Below are 19,435 nucleotides of genomic sequence, written 5' to 3'. Positions count from 1 at the left end.
TTACTGAACCTTTCCAAAGATATCCAGGATTTCCTGGGCTGTGCGGGCTTCTTCCAGCTGGGCTACAGCTGCCTTGTTGGAGAAAGTCTTAGCAATCTTCTGCAGCAGTTCCAGATGGGTTCCGCCAGCACCAGCGATACCGATGACGAAGTTAACGGGCTTGCCGTTCCATTCAACCGGTTCGCTCAGACGAACGAAGGACATAGCGGAGCTGTGGATGGCGTCCTTAGCTTCGTTGGTGCCGTGGGGAATAGCCAGGCCGTTGCCCATGTAGGTGGAGACTGATGCTTCGCGTTCGTGCATAGCCGCTACGTAGCTCTCGTCGACCTTACCAGTGGCAACCAGCAGGGCACCTGCCTGGTTGATGGCGTCTTCGCGGCTGGTGGCGCTGGCATCAAGCACAATGGTTGATGCGGTTAGCACCTGCTCTTCGGTTGCTACAGCAGTAGCAGTTGCAGCGGGGGCAGCAGCGGCGGACGCCGGAGCTTCAGCAGTTGCCTGATCACCGGTTTGCTGCTGGCGGATCATCTCAACGATTTCGTCGTAGCGCGGTGAGTTCATGAAGTTATCTACCGCGATATGGACGGCGCTGGGGGTGGGGGCAGCTGCCCGGTCGGCGAGGTCCTGGTGGGAGACCAGCAGGTCGTATTCGTCCTTAAGGTTGTTGATTGCAGAGTTCACCACGGTGACGCGGTCGCCGAAACCGGCGTCCTTAATCTTGTTGCGCAGCACCGAAGCACCCATAGCAGAAGAACCCATACCGGCGTCGCAGGCAAAGACAATGGAGCGGATTTCGCGGTTCTTATCGGCGGTAGCGAAAGCACCGGCGACAGAAGACTTTTTGCCCTTCATCTGTTGCATCTTGGCTGCTGCTGCTTCGAGGTCATCTTCGCTATTCTTAGAGAACTTGAGGATGGGAGCTGCCACCAGGAAGGAAACGACGGTAGCGACGAGTACGCCCAGGTAAATCTTGAACAGGTCGCCGGGGGCCGCAACAGCGGTGATAGCGATGATGGAGCCGGGGGCGGACGCTGAGGTCAGGCCCACGTTGAGGGTCATGAAGGTGAAGGTACCGGCCATGCCACCGGCGATGGTGGCGAGAATTAGCTGGGGCTTCATGAGTACGTAGGGGAAGTAGATTTCGTGGATACCGCCGAAGAAGTGGATCAGGGCTGCACCGGGTGCGGTTGCCTTAGCTGAGCCACGGCCGAAGAAGCAGTAGGCCAGCAGGATACCCAGACCGGGGCCGGGGTTAGCTTCGAGCAGGTAGAGAATGGACTTGCCCTGTTCCAGCGCCTGGGCGGTACCCAGCGGGGTGATAATGCCGTGGTTAATGGCGTTGTTGAGGAAGAGGACCTTAGCCGGTTCAATCAACAGAGCGGTCAGCGGCAGCAGGCCCGTGGAAACCAGCCAATCGACGGCTGCTTCAGCACCCGCAGAGAAGGCTCGCATGACGGGAGTCAGCAGGAACATAGAGCCCATTGCTGCGATAACAGCAAAGATACCGGCAGAGAAGTTATTGACCAGCATCTCGAAGCCGGGCTTGATTTTGCCGTCCCAGAGGCCGTCAAGCTTCTTCATGCACCAGGCAGCCAGGGGGCCCATAATCATAGCTCCCAGGAACATGGGTGAGCCACCGGCTTCACCGATAAAGATTTCGGCGCTGGTACCCATGATGACGCCCATGGTCGCGGTTGCGCCGACTACACCACCGCGGTGGTCGTAGATGAGCTTACCGCCGGTGTAGGCAATCAGAATCGGAAGTAGGTAGGTCACCATGGGGCCAACCATGGTGGCTACGTATTCACTGAAACCTGCCAGGCTAGGGATGTACATGGGCACGAGGCCCTTAGGAATGAAAAGCGCGGTGATAATACCCCACGCGATGAGAGCACCGATATTCGGCATAATCATGCTCGACAGGAAGGTGCCAAACTTCTGCACGCGCACGCGCAGGCTGGGTGATGGTGTCTCTGCCATAGAGTCCTTCTTAGAGGTGTGTATGTGTTTCCACAGCGGTTAAGTTTATACAAAAAGCTCTCTTTTCCCACCAGCGCCGGCAGGTTTGAGAGCTGAGTGGTTTTAGTCTACCTGTCTCACAGGCTGGCACCTACAGGAAAATTTGCCCAGTTTCTCACACCTGTTAGACAGGTTAAGGCAGGTGGTCTCTGACGACGCAAAAGGGCACTCCCCCACAGCGGAGAAGTGCCCTTGCACGCCTCAAAAGCTAGACTAAATCGCTAGTTCCCGAGCCACCACATCAGCTAGGGCCTGGGCGATTGCATCAGCGACCTCCTGGGTCTCAGCTTCAACCATGACGCGCACCAGGGGTTCGGTACCCGAGGGACGAAGCAGAACCCGCCCGGTGTCGCCCAGCTGGGCCTCGGCGTCCTTAATAGCCTCTTGCACAGGAAGGCAAGTAGCCACACCAGCGCGGTCAACACCCTTGACGTTAATCAGCTTCTGAGGAGTCGCCTGCATACGGTTAGCCAATTCCGAGAGGGGCAGGCCGGTACGGGCCATTTCAGCAGCCAGATGCAGACCGGTCAGCACGCCGTCACCGGTGGTGGCATGGTCCGACATAATCACGTGGCCCGACTGCTCACCGCCCAGATTGAAGCCGTGCTTGTTCATGGACTCCAGCACGTAGCGGTCGCCCACAGCGGTACGCTCTAGCTTGATGCCGTGTTCTTTGAGGAAGATTTCCAGGCCCAGTGAAGACATGACGGTGGCGACCAGGGTGTCGTCCTTAAGGGTGCCAGCTTCCTTCATCGACAGCGCCAGAATCGACATAATCTGATCGCCATCTACCAAGTTGCCCTGCTCGTCAACGGCCATGCAGCGGTCGGCGTCACCATCGTGGGCGATACCCAGGTCGGCGCTGTGGCGAACCACTGCCTCCTGAAGCTTTTCGGGGTGGGTGGAGCCTACTCCGGCATTGATGTTCACGCCATCAGGTTCAGCACCAATCACAAAAACCTTAGCGCCCAGGGTACGGAAAGCATCGGGTGAAACACCGGAAGAAGCACCATTGGCGCAGTCCAACACTACCTTGAGGCCGTTGAGACGGCGGTGCTCGGGCATGGTTGAAACCAGGTGGGTGACATAGCGATCTTCAGCGTCAGTGAGCGGACGGACGCGCCCCACCTCACCGTGGGTGGGGTAACGGAAGTCCTTTGAACGATAGAGGGCCTCAATGGCATCCTCAATCGCGTCATCCAGCTTCTTACCGCCGCGCGCCAGGAACTTGATGCCGTTATCCTCAGCAGCGTTGTGGGAAGCAGAAATCATGACACCAAAGTCAGCCTCAGTGCTAGCCACCAGGTAAGCTGCTGCAGGAGTGGGTACCATGCCCGCATCGAGCACATCAACACCGGAGGCTGCGAAACCTGCAGTCATGGCAGCACCGATGAACTCCCCGGAAATACGGGAGTCATGGGCGATAACAGCCTTGGGGCGGACACCTTCTTTAACCGTATTGAACCCAAGGACGATGGAGGCGGCCTGCGCAAGCTCCATAGCAAGAGCAGGAGTAATCACTTCGTTAGCGAGGCCGCGAACACCGTCGGTTCCGAATAATCTAGACATTACTGATTATTCTACGCGCTACCTACTATTTTTCTTCGCGTAGCACGGGGAAACCCTCTGGGTTTTCGGGCACATCGTCCTCGAGAACGTCCGAGCCCTTGCCCACAATCAGCGGGTCGGTTGAACCAACCAGGGCGTGGTCCTTATCGGGGTAGTCGAACTGGTTGAGCACGTGCCGCATAGCTTCAAGGCGGGCGCGTTTCTTGTCGTTGGACTTCACAACGGTCCAGGGGGCATCTCCTGTGTCGGTGTAGAAGAACATGGCTTCTTTAGCCGCGGTGTAGTCATCCCACTTATCGAGGGAGGCCAGATCGGTGGGAGACAGCTTCCACTGGCGCACAGGGTCGGTGCGGCGGGAGTTGAAGCGGGCCAGCTGTTCTGCCCGGGTAACGGAGAACCAGAACTTAATGAGTTTGACGCCGGAGTTAACCAGCATGCGCTCTAGCTCGGGCACTTCACGCATGAATTCGTAGTACTGCTGCGAGGTGCAGTAGCCCATAACGCGCTCGACGCCTGCTCGGTTGTACCAGGAGCGGTCCATGAGCACGATTTCACCGCCGGAGGGTAGGTGCTGAATGTATCGCTGGAAGTACCACTGGGTTTGTTCAATATCGGTGGGCTTTTCAAGGGCTACAACGCGGGCACCGCGGGGGTTGAGGTGTTCCATAAAGCGCTTAATGGCGCCACCCTTACCCGCTGCGTCGCGGCCCTCAAAAATAATTAGAACCTTCTGGCCGGTTTCCTTAACCCAGAGCTGTAGTTTGAGCAGCTCAATCTGCAGGGCCCGCTTTTCTTTTTCGTATTCCTTGCGGGAAAGCTTCTTATCATAGGGGTAGCCGGCCTTCCAGGCGTCTGACTTCTCCCCGTCACCGCTGAGTTTCTTGGTCAGAGATGAAATTTCATCGAGCTCTGCGCTGTAGTCCTCTACGACCGATACGCGGCGGGTCTCCTTGGCAAGGGCCGCTTTCACGGCCTCCTTCTTGGGGTCGGTAACCTGCTGAGGGGCGTCCTGTTCCACAGCTTCGGTGCTGGGAGTTTCTAGCTCGGTAGCGGCGTCCTTGCCTGCGGCCTGAGTGGAGCGTGAGGTGCGAGTGGTGTTCGAAGATGCCATGGGCACCCTTTCTCTCGTGCGTATGTTCCACATCTATTCTAGATACAAGACGTGAGACACCCCACTGTTACACGTCTTTTGACCCTAAGCGAAAATAGGGCAAACGCCCCATTTCTCTTCGCAGAGAAATGGGGCGTTTGACAATAAGCCTGAGCTGCAGGCCCAGTAATCGTAGCTTAGCGCTTTGAGAACTGTGAAGCCTTGCGTGCCTTCTTAAGACCAGCCTTCTTACGCTCGATAACGCGAGCGTCGCGGGTCAGGAAGCCTGCCTTCTTGAGGGCGGGGCGGTTGTTCTCAGCGTCAATCTCGTTCAGGGCACGAGCAACGCCAAGACGCAGAGCGCCAGCCTGGCCGGAGGGGCCGCCACCTGAGATACGTGCGAAGACGTCGTAGGCGCCTTCGAGTTCAAGCAGCTTGAAGGGGTCGTTTACTTCCTGCTGGTGCAGCTTGTTGGGGAAGTAGTTGTCGAGCTCGCGACCGTTAACGGTCCACTTGCCGGTACCGGGTACCAGGCGGACGCGGGCAACGGCTTCCTTGCGACGGCCAACAGCCTGACCACCAACGGTCAGTGCGGGGCGGGCAGCTTTCTCAGCAACGGGTGCTGAGGACTCGGAAGTGTAGCTGGTGAGCTCTTCTTCGGTGGTGTACTCTTCGTTCTGAGCCACGATGTCTCCTTTAATAGTTCTTTCGTAGGCCCGAATTACTGGGCAACCTGGGTGAATTCGTAGGTCTTGGGCTGCTGAGCTGCATGGGGGTGCTCGGAACCTGCGTAGACCTTAAGGTTCTTAAGCTGCTGGGCAGCCAGCTTGTTCTTGGGGAGCATGCCCTTAACAGCCTTTTCTACGGCGCGAACGGGGTTGGTTTCCAGCAGTTCGGCGTAGTTGACAGACTTCAGACCACCGGGGTAACCGGAGTGGCGGTAGGCACGCTTCTGCTCAAGCTTGGCACCGGTCAGTGCAACCTTTTCAGCGTTGATGATGATGACGGAGTCACCCATGTCAACGTGGGGTGCGAAGGTGGGCTTGTGCTTGCCGCGCAGCAGGATTGCGGTCTGGCTTGCGAGACGGCCGAGAACAACATCAGAGGCATCGATGATGTGCCACTGGCGGTTGTTGTCGCCTGACTTCGGAGTGTAAGTGCGCAAAATTTCGCCTTTTCTCGTTTCTTGTAGCGCTAGTTGGGTATCGCGCTGGTTTACATAGGTGCGTTTTCGCAGGGTTTGGGTGAGGGCCAAACGCATCTGCGATACCGATTTCCTCAGACCTCTTGTTCCCCGTTATTGTCCTGCAACTAGACCGAAGAACAGGGTACGAAATGAGGGCGGTTTACGCACAACATATGAAACTATACAGAGTTTAAGTCTCTTAATCCAGGGCTTAGCCCTTTAAAGACGGGGTTTTGACCGACCTCACGTTTAAATCACAGGCTTGTGATTTAGAGGGTGCGCAGATTTCGGGCTTTCTCGCTTTGGGCTGCGTAGCCGGACGCCTCGGGGTAGGTGATGGAGGCTAGGGCCAGGCCGCGCGGGGCAGCTAAACGCACCTGGGAGTCTCGCACAGGCGCTTCGATACGGGAAATCAGCCAGGCTTCGTCCTTTTTCCCCTCCCCCACCATCACCAGCGAGGCGATGAGGGTGCGCACCATATTGTGGCAGAAGGCGTCTGCTCTGATGCTTGCTTCGATGAGGCCGTCCGCCCGCCGCGTAAACCGAAGTTCACGCAACTCCCGGATCGTGGTGGAGCCTTCACGGGGCTTACAGAAGGAGAGGAAGTCGTTGAGTCCCAAGAGGTTCTGGGCGGCACGGTTCATCAGATCTATATCGAGTACGGGATTGATTTGCCATGCAATCTGCCGGTTCAGCGGGTTACAGCCGTTTTCTTCTTGCCCGTCTTCAAGCAGGTAGCGATAGGAGCGTTCTAGGGCCGAGAAACGGGCATCGAAATCGTTGGGGACCTCCTGGCAGCTACTGACCGTAATCGCCCGCTGCATATAGCCCTGCAGACGGCTCGGGATCCCCAGCGCTGACTCTGTATCTGCTAGAGCTCTGCTGAGTGCCCCGCGCAATTTTCGGCGGAGGGCGGACGCCGGTGCGTCCTGGCTGCGCCCGGGTAGCCGCTCCCAGGCGTCCTGGGCAACGTCAAAGTGCACCACCTGGTGTAGGGCATGAACCCCGGCGTCGGTCCGCCCAGCTACCGTCGTGTAGACGGGACGGCGGAAGATAAGAGCCAGGGCTTCTTCAAGGACTCCCTGAACGGTGATAAGCCCCGGCTGCTTGGCCCAGCCTGCGAAAGGGCCACCGTCGTAGGCAAAATCAAGGCGCACGCGTACACGGGGCTGGTATAACTGCTCGGGGGTTTCTGTCATGTCTCTCCTTAGAAGGCAGGGTACAGGCTTATTCCACTTTACCCGCTACTAGTAAAGGCGGCCCTCCCCCGTATGAGGGGAAGAGCCGCCTTTTATCTACCGGTAACTAAGAATTAGTCTTCGGAGATGGTCTGTGCTGCTGCACCACCGGCAGGTGCGTAACCTGCTGCTTCAGCTGATTCCTTGGTGTCGAACCAGATTTCAGCCTGGGTGTTTGCGTACCAGCGTGAGCCGGGTACGTGGTACTTCATGGAGTCAGAGTTGCCCTTGATTTCGAAGCCCTCGGGAGCTTCGCCGTTCTCGGTTGCTGCGTGTGCGCCTGCGGGCAGGTCTGAGGACTCAGCTGCTGCGGGTGCTGCTGCCTTGGTCTCTTCTGCTGCGGGTGCTGCGGTCTCTGCTACCTTGGTAGCTTCTGAAACAGCTGCTGCGGTTGCAACGGGCTCCATGACCAGTTCGATAACTGCCATGGGGGCGTTGTCGCCCTTGCGGTTACCGATCTTGGTGATGCGGGTGTAGCCACCAGGGCGCTCTGCCATTGCGGGGGCAATGACGGTGAAGAGCTCGTGGACTACGGTCTTGTTACCGATGGAGCGCAGGACGCGGCGGCGTGCGTTGAGGTCGCCCTTCTTTGCGAAGGTGATCAGACGCTCGGCGACGGGGCGCAGACGCTTTGCCTTGGTAACGGTGGTGGTGATGCGCTTGTGCTCGAAGAGCTGCTGAGACAGGTTGTTCAGCATGATGCGCTCGTGGGTCGGTGATCCGCCGAGGCGGGGACCCTTAGTGGGAGTAGGCATAATTTATTCTCCTGGTAAGCCGTTCCTTACTGCCTCAGGCAGGGGAACCAAAGATGTTTGACTGGTGTAACGCGTGGAAACGTTGACTGCCGGTGTCTTAGTAGTCGCTGCCGTAGCTGTCGTCGTCCTGCAGGCGGGCTGAGAGGTCCATTCCGGCGGGTGAGTCCTTGAGGGACAGGCCGAGCTCGGTGAGCTTTGCCTTGACTTCGTCGATGGACTTGGCACCGAAGTTGCGGATGTCCATGAGGTCTGCTTCGCTGCGGGTCACGAGTTCACCCACGGTGTGGATGCCTTCGCGCTTGAGGCAGTTGTAGGAGCGGACGGTCATGTCCAGGTCTTCGATGGGCAGAGCCAGGTCTGCGGCCATTGACTCGTCAGCGGGTGACGGGCCAACTTCGATGCCTTCAGCGGCGGTGTTGAGTTCGCGGGCGAGGCCGAAGAGCTCAACGAGAGTATTGCCTGCTGATGCGACTGCGTCGCGGGGAGCAATTGCTTCCTTGGTTTCGACGTCCAGGGTGAGGGAGTCGAAGTCGGTGCGCTGCTCAACACGGGTTGCGCTGACGCGGAAGGTGACCTTGAGGACGGGTGAGTAGATGGAGTCGACCGGGATGCGACCGATTTCTGCGTCACCTGACTTGTTCTGTGCTGCCGAGACGTAGCCGCGGCCGCGTTCGATGGTCAGTTCTGCGTTGAAGTTTGCGCGGTTGTTGAGGGTTGCGATGTGGAGGTCCGGGTTGTGGATCTCGACGCCTGCGGGCACCTCGATGTCGCCTGCGGTGAGTTCACCTTCGCCCTGCTTGCGCAGGTAGGCGATGACGGGTTCGTCGTTCTCTGATGAGATGGAGAGCTTCTTGATGTTCAAGATGATCTCGGTGACGTCCTCGGTCACACCTTCTACAGTGCTGAATTCGTGCAGCACGCCGTCGATGCGGATGCTGGTTACAGCGGCACCGGGGATGGATGAGAGAAGGGTGCGGCGGAGGGAGTTACCCAGGGTGTAGCCGAAGCCGGGTTCGAGGGGCTCGATGGTGAAGCGTGAACGGTTTTCCGATACGTGTTCTTCACGCAGGATGGGGCGCTGTGCAATGAGCACTATGTTTCCTTTCGGTGAGCATCCGCTATATGAGCTCACAGGTTGGGAAAAACGAGTGAGGAAGCAGACGAAGCAGTCTGTTCATTGACCTGCAGCCGGTGGGTTGCGGGTCGCCCGATATTCGGGACGCGTCTAGCCTGTGAGGCTTAGACGTGGCGGCGCTTCGGAGGACGGCAGCCGTTGTGGGCAACGGGGGTGACGTCCTGGATGGAGCCAACTTCGAGGCCGGTAGCCTGGAGTGAGCGGATAGCGGTTTCGCGGCCGGGGCCGGGGCCCTTGACGAAAACATCTACCTTGCGGACACCGTGTTCCTGAGCGCGCTTTGCAGCGGTCTCAGCGGCCATCTGAGCTGCGTAGGGGGTTGACTTACGTGAACCCTTGAAGCCCATTTCGCCGGCGGATGACCAGGAAATAACAGCACCAGAGGGATCAGTGATTGAAACGATGGTGTTGTTGAAGGTTGACTTGATGTGTGCCTGACCGGCAACAATGTTCTTGGAAACCTTGCGGCGGCCGGTACGCTTAGCCGCTGCGCGAGTCTTGGGAGGCATTTTTGATTCTCCTACAAAGTTTTGGTTGAAGTGTTGGTCTTACGCGATGTGCAAGACTGAGGCAACACTGTTTACTTCTTCTTACCTGCGACGGTACGCTTCGGGCCCTTGCGGGTACGTGCGTTGGTCTTGGTGCGCTGGCCGTGTACGGGAAGGCCACGGCGGTGACGCAGACCCTGGTAGCTACCGATTTCTACCTTGCGGCGGATGTCGGCAGCAACCTCGCGGCGAAGGTCACCTTCAACCTTGTAGTTGCCTTCGATGAAGTCACGAAGTGCTACGAGCTGGGTATCGTCAAGGTCCTTGACGCGGGTGTTAGGGTCAACACCGGTTGCAGCAAGCGCTTCTTTTGCACGGGTCTTGCCCACGCCGTAGATGTAAGTAAGAGCAATTTCCACGCGCTTTTCGCGGGGAATATCGACTCCAGCGAGACGTGCCATGGGGCGTTCTCCTTGTTTTCGCAGAGGTCTGTGACATCACTGCCCGGTTGTCCCGGTCCCCGGCCTCTGTGCCCGGAGGTATCCTGCTTTTGTAAGCAGGAGCGGTGCCATTTTCTGTTGTGCCACCTGGTGTGGTGGTCTTGTCAGCGTTGGCTTGTGATTAGCCCTGGCGCTGCTTGTGGCGCGGGTTTTCGCAGATCACCATGACCACACCGTGACGGCGGATCACTTTGCACTTGTCGCAGATCGGCTTAACGCTCGGCTTGACCTTCATCGCATTCCTTTGCGTTGATGTTTCAGCTAATGCTTTTGGACGGGCGGGGTAAGAGGTTCTGTGTCCGGCTAGCCGGTGGGAGAACTGTTTACCCCTTTTACACGGCGTAAACGCCGCTGGTTAGCGACGTTTGGTGCTCGTGTTTACTTGTAGCGGTAGACGATACGACCGCGTGAGAGGTCGTAGGGGCTGAGCTCGACTACTACTCGGTCCTCAGGCAGGATTCGAATGTAGTGCTGACGCATCTTGCCTGAGATGTGTGCAAGTACTTTGTGTCCGTTGTCAAGCTCAACGCGGAATGATGCGTTGGGCAGTGCTTCGACCACGGTACCTTCAATCTCGATGACGCCGTCTTTCTTGGCCATATCCTCCGCTTTACTTTCGTGCTCCCAAGGTGTCTTGGGGGCTCTTGGTAGTGTTTTTCTGTATTCGGCGCGTTCTCCCGGGTTCGGGTACCGCCCCGCTTGCGCGCTAAACGCATGGCACAGACAACCAACAAACTAATATACGGCAAAAGCCCCGGAATGTTAATGGTTTTCGCAAAACATAGCGAGCTTCACATTAAGACCCGGGGCTTAAGCGCAGGGGCAGGACGCTCCGGTAGCAGACTGACCAGACTCCCCACAACTGAGCTCAGCGGATGCGCTGTCAGCCTGCTGGCTGGGGCTGGCGTGAATCGCTCGTGAGCGTTAGCGAACCAGCGAGAGGGTCAGCAGGCAAAAGCGCATCTGCTGTGCGTCAGCATTTAGTCTTCCTTAGCAGCAAGCTGGCCGCAGGCACCGTCAATGTCACTTCCGCGGGTGTCGCGTACGGTGGTGGGGATGCCGTGGGCGCGTAGGCGTTCGACGAAGTTTTGTTCGACGCCTTTGCGGGAGGCTGTCCATTTGGAGCCGGGGGTGGGGTTGAGCGGGATGGGGTTGACATGGACCCAGCCGCGGCCACGAGAGGCGAGTTTTTTGCCGAGGAGGTCGGCGCGCCAGCCCTGGTCGTTGATGTCGCGGATGAGGGCGTATTCGATGGAGATGCGGCGGCCGGTGGTGCGGTAGTAGTCGTAGGCGGCGTCGAGGGTTTCGTCGACTTTCCAGCGCTGGTTGATGGGAATGAGTTCGTCGCGGAGTTCGTCGTCGGGGGCGTGGAGGGAGAGGGCTAGGGTGATGGGGAGTTTTTCTAGTTCGAATTTGCGGATGCCGGGGACGAGGCCGACGGTGGACATGGTGATGCCGCGGGCTGAGATGCCGAGTCCTTCGGGGGCGGGGTCGATAAGGCGGTGTACGGCGCCCATGGTAGCTTTGTAGTTGGCGAGGGCTTCGCCCATGCCCATGAAGACGATGTTGGAGACGCGCAAGGGGCGGGTGTTTTCGGAGCCGCCTTCGGCCTGTTCGAGGCCTTTCATGTCTTTGAGATAGCGGGCACCTGCGATGACTTGTTCGACGATTTCGGCGGTGGAGAGGTTGCGGGTGAGGCCCTGCTGGCCGGTGGCGCAGAAGGGGCAGTTCATGCCGCAGCCTGCTTGGGAGGAGATGCACATGGTGACGCGGTTGTCGTAGCGCATGATGACGGATTCGACGAGGGCTCCGTCGAAGAGGCGGTGGACGACTTTGAGGGTGTCGCCGCCGTCGGCTTCGAGGGTGCGGACGGTGGTGAGCAGCTGGGGCATGGCGTCGGCGACCATTTTTTCGCGTTCTGTTGCGGGTAGGTCGGTCATCTGGGCCGGGTCGTTGACGAGGCGTTCGAAGTAGTGCTTGGAGAGCTGGGCGGCTCGGAAGGGCTTGTAGCCGAGTTCTTCGAGGAAGGCGCGGCGGCCGGCCATGTCGAAGTCTGCGATGTGGCGCGGGGGCTTGCCACGGCGGGGGGCTTTGAGGATGATTTGGCCGGGTTCGGGGCGGGCGCTGGAGATTTCCAGGGGAACGCTGGTGGTTTCGGTCATTGCTGTTGCTTTCGGTGCGATGCGGGGCGGACGCTGGGGACTAGGTTGCGTGGTTTAGGCGGGGATGGGCTTGACGGTGACGCCGAGTTTGGAGAGCTCGGAGGCGCCGCCGTCCTCTGCGGTGAGCACCCAGATACCTTCGGAGTGTACACAGACGGAGTGTTCCCACTGGCAGGCGTCTCCCCCATCGACGGTTTTGATGGTCCAGTCGTCCTCGAGGGTGACGGTTTCAATAGAGCCAGTCACGAGCATGGGTTCGATGGCGAAGGCCATGCCTTTTTTGACGCGGGGGCCGAGGTCGCGGGCGGCGTAGTTGAGGACGTCGGGGGCCATGTGCATGGAGGTACCGATGCCGTGGCCTACGAAGTCTTCGATGATTCCGTATTTTTCGCCGGTTTCTTCCCGAACGAAGTTTTCGATGGCGAAGCCGACTTCGCCAATTTTTTTGGCGGTGGCGAGGGCTGCGATGCCGTGCCAGAGGGCTGCTCGGGTGATCTCTGAGAGTTCACGGCGGGCGTCTGAGACCTCGCCGATGAGGGCGGTGCGGGCTGAGTCGCCGTGCCAGGTGGTGCCACGGGCGTCCTGGACGGTAGCACCGCCGTCAATGGAGATGATGTCCCCGTCGTGCAGGACGCGGGGGCCGGGGATTCCGTGAACGACCTCGTCGTTGACCGAGGTACAGATGGTTGCCGGGTAGTCGTAGTAGCCCAGGAAGTTGGACCCTGCGCCGTGTTCAGCGAGGACGCCGCGGAAGACCGTATCGAGTTCGGCAGTAGTGACGCCGGGGGCGGCAGCTGCTACCGCTGCGTCCAGGGCACGGGAGGTGATTACACCTGCTCGGGCCATTTCACCAAGCTGGCGGTCTGTTTTGTATTCGATGCGGCGCATAGTGCTCTTTCCTGGCTAGGTTTGTGTGGCGTAGTGGAGTCAAACTACACCAGTCTGCTTTAAAAGCTTGTGCCCCCGCAATGACCGGGGGCACAAGTGGAGCGGACGTTTACTTGAGTGCGTCCATGATTCGGGCGGTGACTTCGTCGATCTCGCCGAGACCGTCAATTTCGGTCACAAGGCCGCGCTCGGTGTAGATAGCTACGAGGGGTGCGGTTTCTTCTTCGTAGACCTTGAGGCGGTGGCGGATGACCTCTTCGTTGTCATCTGAGCGGCCTTCCTTAGCGGCGCGCCCCAGCAGGCGTTCAACCAGTTCGTCGTTGTCGGCGACGAGTAGCAGCACCTGACCGATTTCCTGGCCCATGTCTGCGAGGATGGTGTCGAGCTCACCAACCTGGGCGGTATTGCGGGGGTAGCCATCGAGCAGGAAGCCGTTAGCGGTATCGTCTTCAGCTAGGCGGGCGCGGACCATACGGTTGGTCACGGAGTCGGGGACCAGGTTGCCTGAGTCGATGTAGCTCTTGGCTTCCTTGCCCAGCTTGGTTTCTTCCTTGATGTTCTTGCGGAAGATGTCGCCGGTAGAGATAGCGGGGATGTTCAGCTTTTCAGCGATTTTGACGGCCTGGGTGCCTTTACCAGCACCGGGAGGGCCAATGATCAGCAGACGGTTCATCGGAGCAGTCCTTCGTAGTTGCGTTGTTGGAGCTGGGCGTCGATTTGCTTGACAGTGTCAAGGCCAACGCCGATAACGATCAGCAGTGAGGCACCGCCGAGCGGGAAATTCTGGTTGGCACCGAAGAGGACGAAGGCTACCAGCGGTAGAAGCGCTAGTACTGCTACGTAAATGGCGCCGGGAAGGGTAATACGGTTGAGCACGTAGCTCAGGTATTCCTGGGTGGGGCGTCCTGCACGGATGCCGGGGATAAAACCACCGTACTTCTTCATGTTGCCCGCAACTTCTTCGGTGTTGAAGGTGATGGAGACATAGAAGTAGGCAAAACCCAGAATCAGCAGGGAGTAGAGGGTCATATAGAGCGGATGGTCACCCATGACCAGGTAGGTATTGATCCAGTTGACCCACTCGGGCGGGGCTGAGCCGTCTGAGGGGGTGTTGAACTGGGCGATGAGGCCGGGAACCATCAGCATGGAGGATGCGAAGATGATGGGGATAACGCCGGCCATGTTGACCTTGAGAGGAATGTAGGTGGTGGTACCGCCGATAGTCCGGCGGCCAATCATTCGCTTGGCGTACTGCACGGGGATGCGACGCTGAGACTGCTCAACGAAGACAACCGCAACGATAACTAGCAGGCCGACCGCGACAACTGCGGAGAAGATGCCCCAGCCCTGGGTCTGCAGAATGGAACCAAAAGCGGAAGGGAAAGACGCTGCGATCGAGGTGAAAATCAGCAGGGACATACCGTTGCCCACACCCTTTTCGGTGATCTGTTCACCCAGCCACATGACCACACCGGTACCGGCGGTCAAAGCGGTGATAATCAGCAGGATGTTCCAGATGCCGTCATCGGGGATAATCGGCAGGGTGCAGCCCTGTAGGAGCATACCCGAGCGAGCCAGCGACACAATGGTGGTGGCGTTCAGTAGGGCCAGCAGAATGGTGAGGTAGCGGGTGTACTGGGTCAGCTTGGTCTGCCCCTGGGCACCTTCCTCGTGCAGCTGCTGGAAGCGGGGAATGACGACGCGAAGCAGCTGAACAATAATGCTCGCGGTAATGTAAGGCATAACGCCCAGGGCAAAAATCGACAGCTGGAGCAGCGCGCCACCGCTAAAGAGGTTAATCATGTCGTAGACGCCACCGGTTGCGGTGGCGGTCGACAGGCACTGCTGCACGTTTCCGTAGGAGACACCGGGAGCGGGAATAAAGACGCCCACGCGGTAGATCACGATAATACCCAGGGTGAACAGCAGCTTGTTACGCAGGTCGGGCGTCTTGAAAGCCCGTCCGAAAGCGGTCAGCACATGTCCTCCTGTGAGACAAAAAAATTAGGTTGCCCCGGGCAACCTGCAACTGGCAGGTGGACGGGGCGAGTACACAATCTTGTCCAGTCTATCGCTTAAAAGTCTTTTGTGTGTAGCGCAGCCCCTCTGAGCTTAAAGAAAGGTGCCCCGCTCACCGAAGTGAGCGGGGCACCCGCAAGAGTATGGCGCAACCGGTTGCCCGGTGCGTCATGGAACTACTTGACGGTTACAGAACCGCCAGCAGCCTCAATCTTGGCCTTAGCTGACTCAGAAACCTTGTCAACGGTTACGTTGTAGGCTGCTGAGATTTCGCCGGTACCGAGAACCTTGACCAGTTCGTTCTTGCGAACTGCGCCAGCTGCTACCAGAGCGTCAACAGTGATGTCGCCGCCCTCGGGGAACAGTTCCGCGATGCGGTCCAGGTTAACAACCTGGTACTCGGTGCGGAAGGGGTTCTTGAAGCCGCGCAGCTTGGGAAGGCGCATGTGCAGCGGAAGCTGACCACCTTCAAAGCCGGCGCGAACCTGGTAACGTGCCTTGGTACCCTTGGTACCGCGACCTGCGGTCTTACCCTTTGAGCCTTCACCGCGGCCTACGCGGGTCTTAGCCTTGTGGGCACCCGGAGCCGGGCGCAGATCGTGAATCTTGATAGCGTCGTTGTTTGCCATCTTTACTTGACCTCCTCAACCTGAACCAGGTGAGCTACGGTGTTGATCATGCCGCAGGTGACGGGGTCAGCAACGCGAACAACCTTGTTGCCGGGGCGCTTGAGGCCCAGGGAACGGAGGGTGTCGCGCATATTCTGCTTTTCACCGACGTAGGACTTGATCTGGGTGATTTCCAGCTTTGCATCGCTGGGCTGAATACGCTTACCGGTCATTACGCACCTGCCTTTTCAGACTGAGCGACACGCAGGAAGCCGGGGATAACCTCGTCCTGGGGAAGACCACGGCGTGCAGCAACTGCTACGGGCTCTTCGAGCTGACGCAGTGCTTCGATGGTCGCGTGGACAATGTTAATCTGGTTCGATGAACCGAGTGACTTGGACAGAACATCGTGGATGCCTGCTGCCTCAAGTACGGCACGGACGGGACCACCAGCGATAACACCGGTACCAGCGGTAGCGGGGCGGAGCATAACTACGCCTGCGGCTGCTTCGCCCTGAACGCGGTGAGGAATGGTGCGGCCGTCAACGCGGGGTACGCGGAAGAAGTTCTTCTTTGCTTCTTCAACACCCTTGGAGATAGCTGCGGGAACTTCCTTCGCCTTGCCGTAGCCAACGCCAACCATACCGTTACCGTCACCAACGACGACGAGTGCGGTGAAGCTGAAGCGACGACCACCCTTGACGACCTTGGAGACGCGGTTGATGGTGACAACGCGCTCGATGAACTTGTCCTTCTCTTCTTCGCGGCCGCGGTTGTTGCGGCGCTCACCGCGGTTGTTGCGGCGCTCACCGCGGTTGTCGCGGCGTTCGCCGCGCTCGTTACGGCGGGCTTCGCGCTTCTCGGAGGTTTCAGCGGTAGCTTCTGCGGTTGCTTCAGTCACCTGAGTTTCCTTTTCGTTTACAGTCTGCTCGCTCATTAGAGTGCCAGACCTCCTTCGCGTGCGCCTTCTGCAACTGCTGCGACACGGCCGTGGTACTTGTTACCACCGCGGTCGAAGACAACTGCTTCGATGCCTGCTGCCTTGGCACGCTCGGCAACGAGTTCGCCAACGCGCTTTGCCTTAGCGGTCTTGTCCAGCTCTGCTGCGCGCAGGTCTGCTTCCATGGTGGAAGCTGATGCCAGGGTCAGACCCTTGGTGTCATCGATGACCTGAACAAACATGTGACGAGCTGAGCGGGTGACGGACAGGCGGGGGCGTGCTGCGGTGCCTGAAACGTACTTGCGGACGCGTGCGTGACGGCGTGCGCGCTGTGCTGACTTAGTCTTTACAGCCATTGTTACTTACCAGCCTTTCCGACCTTGCGACGGATCTGCTCGCCTTCGTAGCGAACACCCTTACCCTTGTAGGGATCGGGCTTGCGCAGACCGCGGATGTTAGCGGCTACCTGGCCTACCTGCTGCTTGTTGATACCGGAAACGGTCAGCTTGTTAGCGCCCTCAACAGCGAAGGTGATACCCTCGGGTGCTTCGATGGTGATGGGGTGTGAGTAGCCAAGTGCGAACTCGAGGTCGGAACCCTTAGCGGTTACGCGGTAACCGGTACCAACGATTTCGAGCTTCTTGGAGTAGCCCTCGGTAACACCGATGATCATGTTCTGAATCAGGGTGCGGGTCAGGCCGTGCAGTGAACGTGATGCACGCTCATCGTTCGGGCGGGAAACGGTGACAACACCGTCTTCGAGTGCAACGGTGATGGGAGCAGCAACCTCGTGGGTCAGCTCGCCCTTTGAACCCTTAACAGCAACTACGTTGCCGTCAATCTTTACCTCAACGCCGGCAGGAACCGAGATGGGGAGACGTCCAATACGTGACATTCTTCTTCCTTTCTCTTCTACCGACTACCAGATGTAAGCGACGACTTCGCCGCCAACACCCTTCTTCGCAGCCTGCTTGTCAGTGAGCAGACCTGAAGAGGTTGACAGGATTGCGATGCCGAGGCCACCGTGTACCTGGGGCAGGTTGGTGGACTTTGCGTATACACGCAGACCCGGCTTGGAAATGCGGCGAACGCCTACAATGGAGCGCTCACGTGAGGGGCCGAACTTCAGTTCGAGGGTGAGGGTCTTACCGACCTTTGCTTCCTCTTCCTTGAAGTCAGCGATGTAGCCTTCAGCCTTGAGGATCTCGGCGATGCGAGCCTTGAGCTTGGAGTAAGGCATTGACACGGTGTCGTGATGTGCTGAGTTTGCGTTGCGCAAACGGGTCAGCATATCTGCGACAGGATCTGTCATAGTCATGGTGGGCTGAGCCCTTCCTCGTTATGGTTTCCTCACCGTGATCTCGGTGCGGACCTATAACGTAGTCGTTACTGGGTCTTGAACGGGAAGCCGAGTGCCTTCAGAAGCGCACGGCCTTCATCGTCGGTCTTTGCGGTGGTTACTACGGTAATGTCCATACCACGTACGCGATCGATTGAGTCCTGATCGATTTCGTGGAACATGGACTGTTCGGTCAGACCGAAGGTGTAGTTACCGTTACCGTCGAACTGGCGGTCCGAGAGGCCGCGGAAATCGCGGATACGGGGAAGTGCCAGGGTGACGAGGCGGTCGAGGAATTCCCACATGCGATCGCCACGGAGGGTGACGTGTGCGCCGATAGGCTGACCTTCACGCAGCTTGAACTGTGCGATGGACTTCTTTGCGCGGGTAACGAGCGGCTTCTGACCGGTGATAGCGGTGAGGTCGCGGATAGCACCATCCATGAGCTTCGCGTCCTTAGCAGCTTCACCAACACCCATGTTAACGACGACCTTAACGATCTTCGGTGCCTGCATGACGTTCTCGTACTTGAACTCTTCCTGCAGGGCGGGGGTGACTACTTCGTTGAACTTAGTCTTGAAACGAGGGGTAATCTTTGCTTCGGTCATTAGATGTCCTTACCCGAGCTCTTGGCAACGCGAACGCGAACGGTGCGTTCCTTGCCATTGCGCTCTACGGTCTCGAGGCGGTAACCAACGCGGGTCGGCTTCTTGGTCTCGGGATCAACGATTGCAACGTTTGAAACGTGAATCGGTGCCTCAACCTTTTCGATGCCGCCAGCTTCGCCGGTCATGGGGTTAGCCTTGTTGTGCTTGGTGACGATCTTAACGCCTTCAACCAGCACGCGCTCGGTCTTGGGGAATACCTTCAGAACCTTGCCCTGCTTACCCTTATCTGCACCTGAAATAACCTGTACCAGGTCGCCAGACTTGATTTTAGCCATGAGTTAGAGCACCTCCGGAGCAAGTGAAATGATCTTCATGAACTTCTTGTCGCGCAGTTCGCGGCCAACAGGTCCGAAGATACGGGTGCCACGGGGGTCACCATCGGTGTTCTTGAGAATTACTGCTGAGTTCTCGTCGAACTTGATGTAGGAGCCGTCGGGACGACGAACTTCCTTCTTGGTGCGGACGACTACTGCCTTAACAACGTCGCCCTTCTTTACGGTACCGCCGGGGATTGCATCCTTGACGGTTGCGACGATGATGTCGCCAATGCCTGCGTAACGACGCTTTGAGCCACCGAGAACACGGATGGTCAGGATTTCCTTCGCACCGGTGTTGTCAGCAACCTTGAGTCGTGACTCCTGCTGAATCATATTTCTCCTGTCGTCTCGCCGGTTCCGACACACGGTATTTTGTGAGCCAGCCTTGCGGAACATTTCTACGGGATGTTGACGCGCCGGTCTCTACCACCGATGATTTCGAGGAGAGTTGGCGGACACGCCTGGGATTTGGTCATGCCCCGAACATCTAGACCCGCATGGAGCGGGCGAACCC

Annotated in this window: 25 protein-coding genes; all 25 read right to left on the bottom strand. The window is 58.3% G+C overall.

Annotation, left to right across the window (positions count from 1 at the left end; translation table 11 throughout):
* Positions 1-1,980: a PTS mannitol transporter subunit IICBA gene (locus tag VSX42_RS03265; RefSeq protein ID WP_326502928.1), complete on the bottom strand. Its 1,980-nt coding sequence runs from the start codon at positions 1,978-1,980 to the stop codon at positions 1-3.
* Between the two features lie 252 nt (positions 1,981-2,232).
* On the bottom strand, positions 2,233-3,588 hold the full coding sequence (gene glmM, locus VSX42_RS03260; protein ID WP_326502927.1) for a phosphoglucosamine mutase: 1,356 nt from the start codon (positions 3,586-3,588) through the stop codon (positions 2,233-2,235).
* Between the two features lie 25 nt (positions 3,589-3,613).
* Positions 3,614-4,699: a polyphosphate kinase 2 gene (gene ppk2 / locus VSX42_RS03255; protein ID WP_326502926.1), complete on the bottom strand. Its 1,086-nt coding sequence runs from the start codon at positions 4,697-4,699 to the stop codon at positions 3,614-3,616.
* Between the two features lie 176 nt (positions 4,700-4,875).
* A complete protein-coding gene (gene rpsI, locus VSX42_RS03250; protein WP_135013062.1) occupies positions 4,876-5,364 on the bottom strand; it encodes a 30S ribosomal protein S9 in 489 nt (162 codons plus the stop codon).
* 35 nt (positions 5,365-5,399) lie between these two features.
* Complete coding sequence (rplM, locus tag VSX42_RS03245) at positions 5,400-5,843, bottom strand: 50S ribosomal protein L13 (RefSeq protein ID WP_135013063.1); 444 nt, start codon at positions 5,841-5,843, stop codon at positions 5,400-5,402.
* A 290-nt stretch (positions 5,844-6,133) separates the two neighbouring features.
* On the bottom strand, positions 6,134-7,063 hold the full coding sequence (gene truA / locus VSX42_RS03240; protein ID WP_326502925.1) for a tRNA pseudouridine(38-40) synthase TruA: 930 nt from the start codon (positions 7,061-7,063) through the stop codon (positions 6,134-6,136).
* Positions 7,064-7,176: 113 nt separating this feature from the next.
* Positions 7,177-7,857 carry a 50S ribosomal protein L17 gene (gene rplQ, locus VSX42_RS03235; protein WP_326502924.1) on the bottom strand — a complete coding sequence of 227 codons (681 nt, stop codon included), beginning with the start codon at positions 7,855-7,857 and terminating at the stop codon, positions 7,177-7,179.
* A 97-nt stretch (positions 7,858-7,954) separates the two neighbouring features.
* A complete protein-coding gene (locus VSX42_RS03230) occupies positions 7,955-8,950 on the bottom strand; it encodes a DNA-directed RNA polymerase subunit alpha (RefSeq protein ID WP_135013066.1) in 996 nt (331 codons plus the stop codon).
* Between the two features lie 146 nt (positions 8,951-9,096).
* Complete coding sequence (gene rpsK, locus VSX42_RS03225; RefSeq protein WP_083090739.1) at positions 9,097-9,501, bottom strand: 30S ribosomal protein S11; 405 nt, start codon at positions 9,499-9,501, stop codon at positions 9,097-9,099.
* Between the two features lie 71 nt (positions 9,502-9,572).
* Positions 9,573-9,941, bottom strand: a complete 369-nt coding sequence (gene rpsM, locus VSX42_RS03220) for a 30S ribosomal protein S13 (protein ID WP_083090738.1) — start codon at positions 9,939-9,941, stop codon at positions 9,573-9,575.
* 160 nt (positions 9,942-10,101) lie between these two features.
* Positions 10,102-10,215: a 50S ribosomal protein L36 gene (gene rpmJ, locus VSX42_RS03215; RefSeq protein WP_004005257.1), complete on the bottom strand. Its 114-nt coding sequence runs from the start codon at positions 10,213-10,215 to the stop codon at positions 10,102-10,104.
* Positions 10,216-10,358: 143 nt separating this feature from the next.
* Positions 10,359-10,580 (bottom strand): translation initiation factor IF-1, encoded by a 222-nt coding sequence (infA, locus tag VSX42_RS03210; RefSeq protein WP_083090737.1) that lies wholly within the window; start codon positions 10,578-10,580, stop codon positions 10,359-10,361.
* Positions 10,581-10,960: 380 nt separating this feature from the next.
* Positions 10,961-12,142, bottom strand: a complete 1,182-nt coding sequence (gene rlmN, locus VSX42_RS03205; protein WP_326502923.1) for a 23S rRNA (adenine(2503)-C(2))-methyltransferase RlmN — start codon at positions 12,140-12,142, stop codon at positions 10,961-10,963.
* Positions 12,143-12,196: 54 nt separating this feature from the next.
* Positions 12,197-13,030: a type I methionyl aminopeptidase gene (map, locus tag VSX42_RS03200; RefSeq protein WP_326502922.1), complete on the bottom strand. Its 834-nt coding sequence runs from the start codon at positions 13,028-13,030 to the stop codon at positions 12,197-12,199.
* A 109-nt stretch (positions 13,031-13,139) separates the two neighbouring features.
* Complete coding sequence (locus VSX42_RS03195) at positions 13,140-13,703, bottom strand: adenylate kinase (RefSeq protein WP_326502921.1); 564 nt, start codon at positions 13,701-13,703, stop codon at positions 13,140-13,142.
* Entirely contained in the window at positions 13,700-15,010 is a 1,311-nt protein-coding gene (gene secY, locus VSX42_RS03190) for a preprotein translocase subunit SecY (RefSeq protein ID WP_326502920.1), read from the bottom strand. Before secY ends, VSX42_RS03195 begins: the two co-directional genes overlap by 4 nt.
* A gap of 215 nt (positions 15,011-15,225) precedes the next feature.
* On the bottom strand, positions 15,226-15,678 hold the full coding sequence (rplO, locus tag VSX42_RS03185; RefSeq protein WP_135013750.1) for a 50S ribosomal protein L15: 453 nt from the start codon (positions 15,676-15,678) through the stop codon (positions 15,226-15,228).
* A gap of 2 nt (positions 15,679-15,680) precedes the next feature.
* A complete protein-coding gene (rpmD, locus tag VSX42_RS03180) occupies positions 15,681-15,890 on the bottom strand; it encodes a 50S ribosomal protein L30 (protein ID WP_326502919.1) in 210 nt (69 codons plus the stop codon).
* Positions 15,890-16,594, bottom strand: coding sequence for a 30S ribosomal protein S5 (gene rpsE / locus VSX42_RS03175; protein ID WP_326502918.1), 705 nt, complete (start codon positions 16,592-16,594; stop codon positions 15,890-15,892). The genes rpmD and rpsE overlap by 1 nt, the downstream gene beginning before the upstream one ends.
* The gene (gene rplR, locus VSX42_RS03170; protein ID WP_135013747.1) at positions 16,594-16,953 is read right to left on the bottom strand and encodes a 50S ribosomal protein L18; all 360 of its coding nucleotides are present in this window, start codon (positions 16,951-16,953) and stop codon (positions 16,594-16,596) included. The genes rpsE and rplR overlap by 1 nt, the downstream gene beginning before the upstream one ends.
* A 2-nt stretch (positions 16,954-16,955) precedes the next feature.
* Positions 16,956-17,492 (bottom strand): 50S ribosomal protein L6, encoded by a 537-nt coding sequence (rplF, locus tag VSX42_RS03165; protein ID WP_326502917.1) that lies wholly within the window; start codon positions 17,490-17,492, stop codon positions 16,956-16,958.
* Positions 17,493-17,516: 24 nt separating this feature from the next.
* Positions 17,517-17,915 (bottom strand): 30S ribosomal protein S8, encoded by a 399-nt coding sequence (gene rpsH / locus VSX42_RS03160; RefSeq protein WP_135013745.1) that lies wholly within the window; start codon positions 17,913-17,915, stop codon positions 17,517-17,519.
* Positions 17,916-17,983: 68 nt separating this feature from the next.
* A complete protein-coding gene (gene rplE / locus VSX42_RS03155; RefSeq protein WP_135013744.1) occupies positions 17,984-18,544 on the bottom strand; it encodes a 50S ribosomal protein L5 in 561 nt (186 codons plus the stop codon).
* The gene (rplX, locus tag VSX42_RS03150) at positions 18,544-18,879 is read right to left on the bottom strand and encodes a 50S ribosomal protein L24 (RefSeq protein ID WP_185174282.1); all 336 of its coding nucleotides are present in this window, start codon (positions 18,877-18,879) and stop codon (positions 18,544-18,546) included. The genes rplE and rplX overlap by 1 nt, the downstream gene beginning before the upstream one ends.
* Before the next feature lie 3 nt (positions 18,880-18,882).
* Positions 18,883-19,254, bottom strand: a complete 372-nt coding sequence (gene rplN / locus VSX42_RS03145; RefSeq protein ID WP_135013742.1) for a 50S ribosomal protein L14 — start codon at positions 19,252-19,254, stop codon at positions 18,883-18,885.
* Positions 19,255-19,435 lie beyond the last annotated feature (181 nt).

The sequence above is a fragment of the Rothia nasimurium genome, assembly GCF_035916755.1.
GTDB lineage: Bacteria > Actinomycetota > Actinomycetes > Actinomycetales > Micrococcaceae > Rothia.
This window is presented reverse-complemented; position numbering and strand designations above follow the sequence as displayed.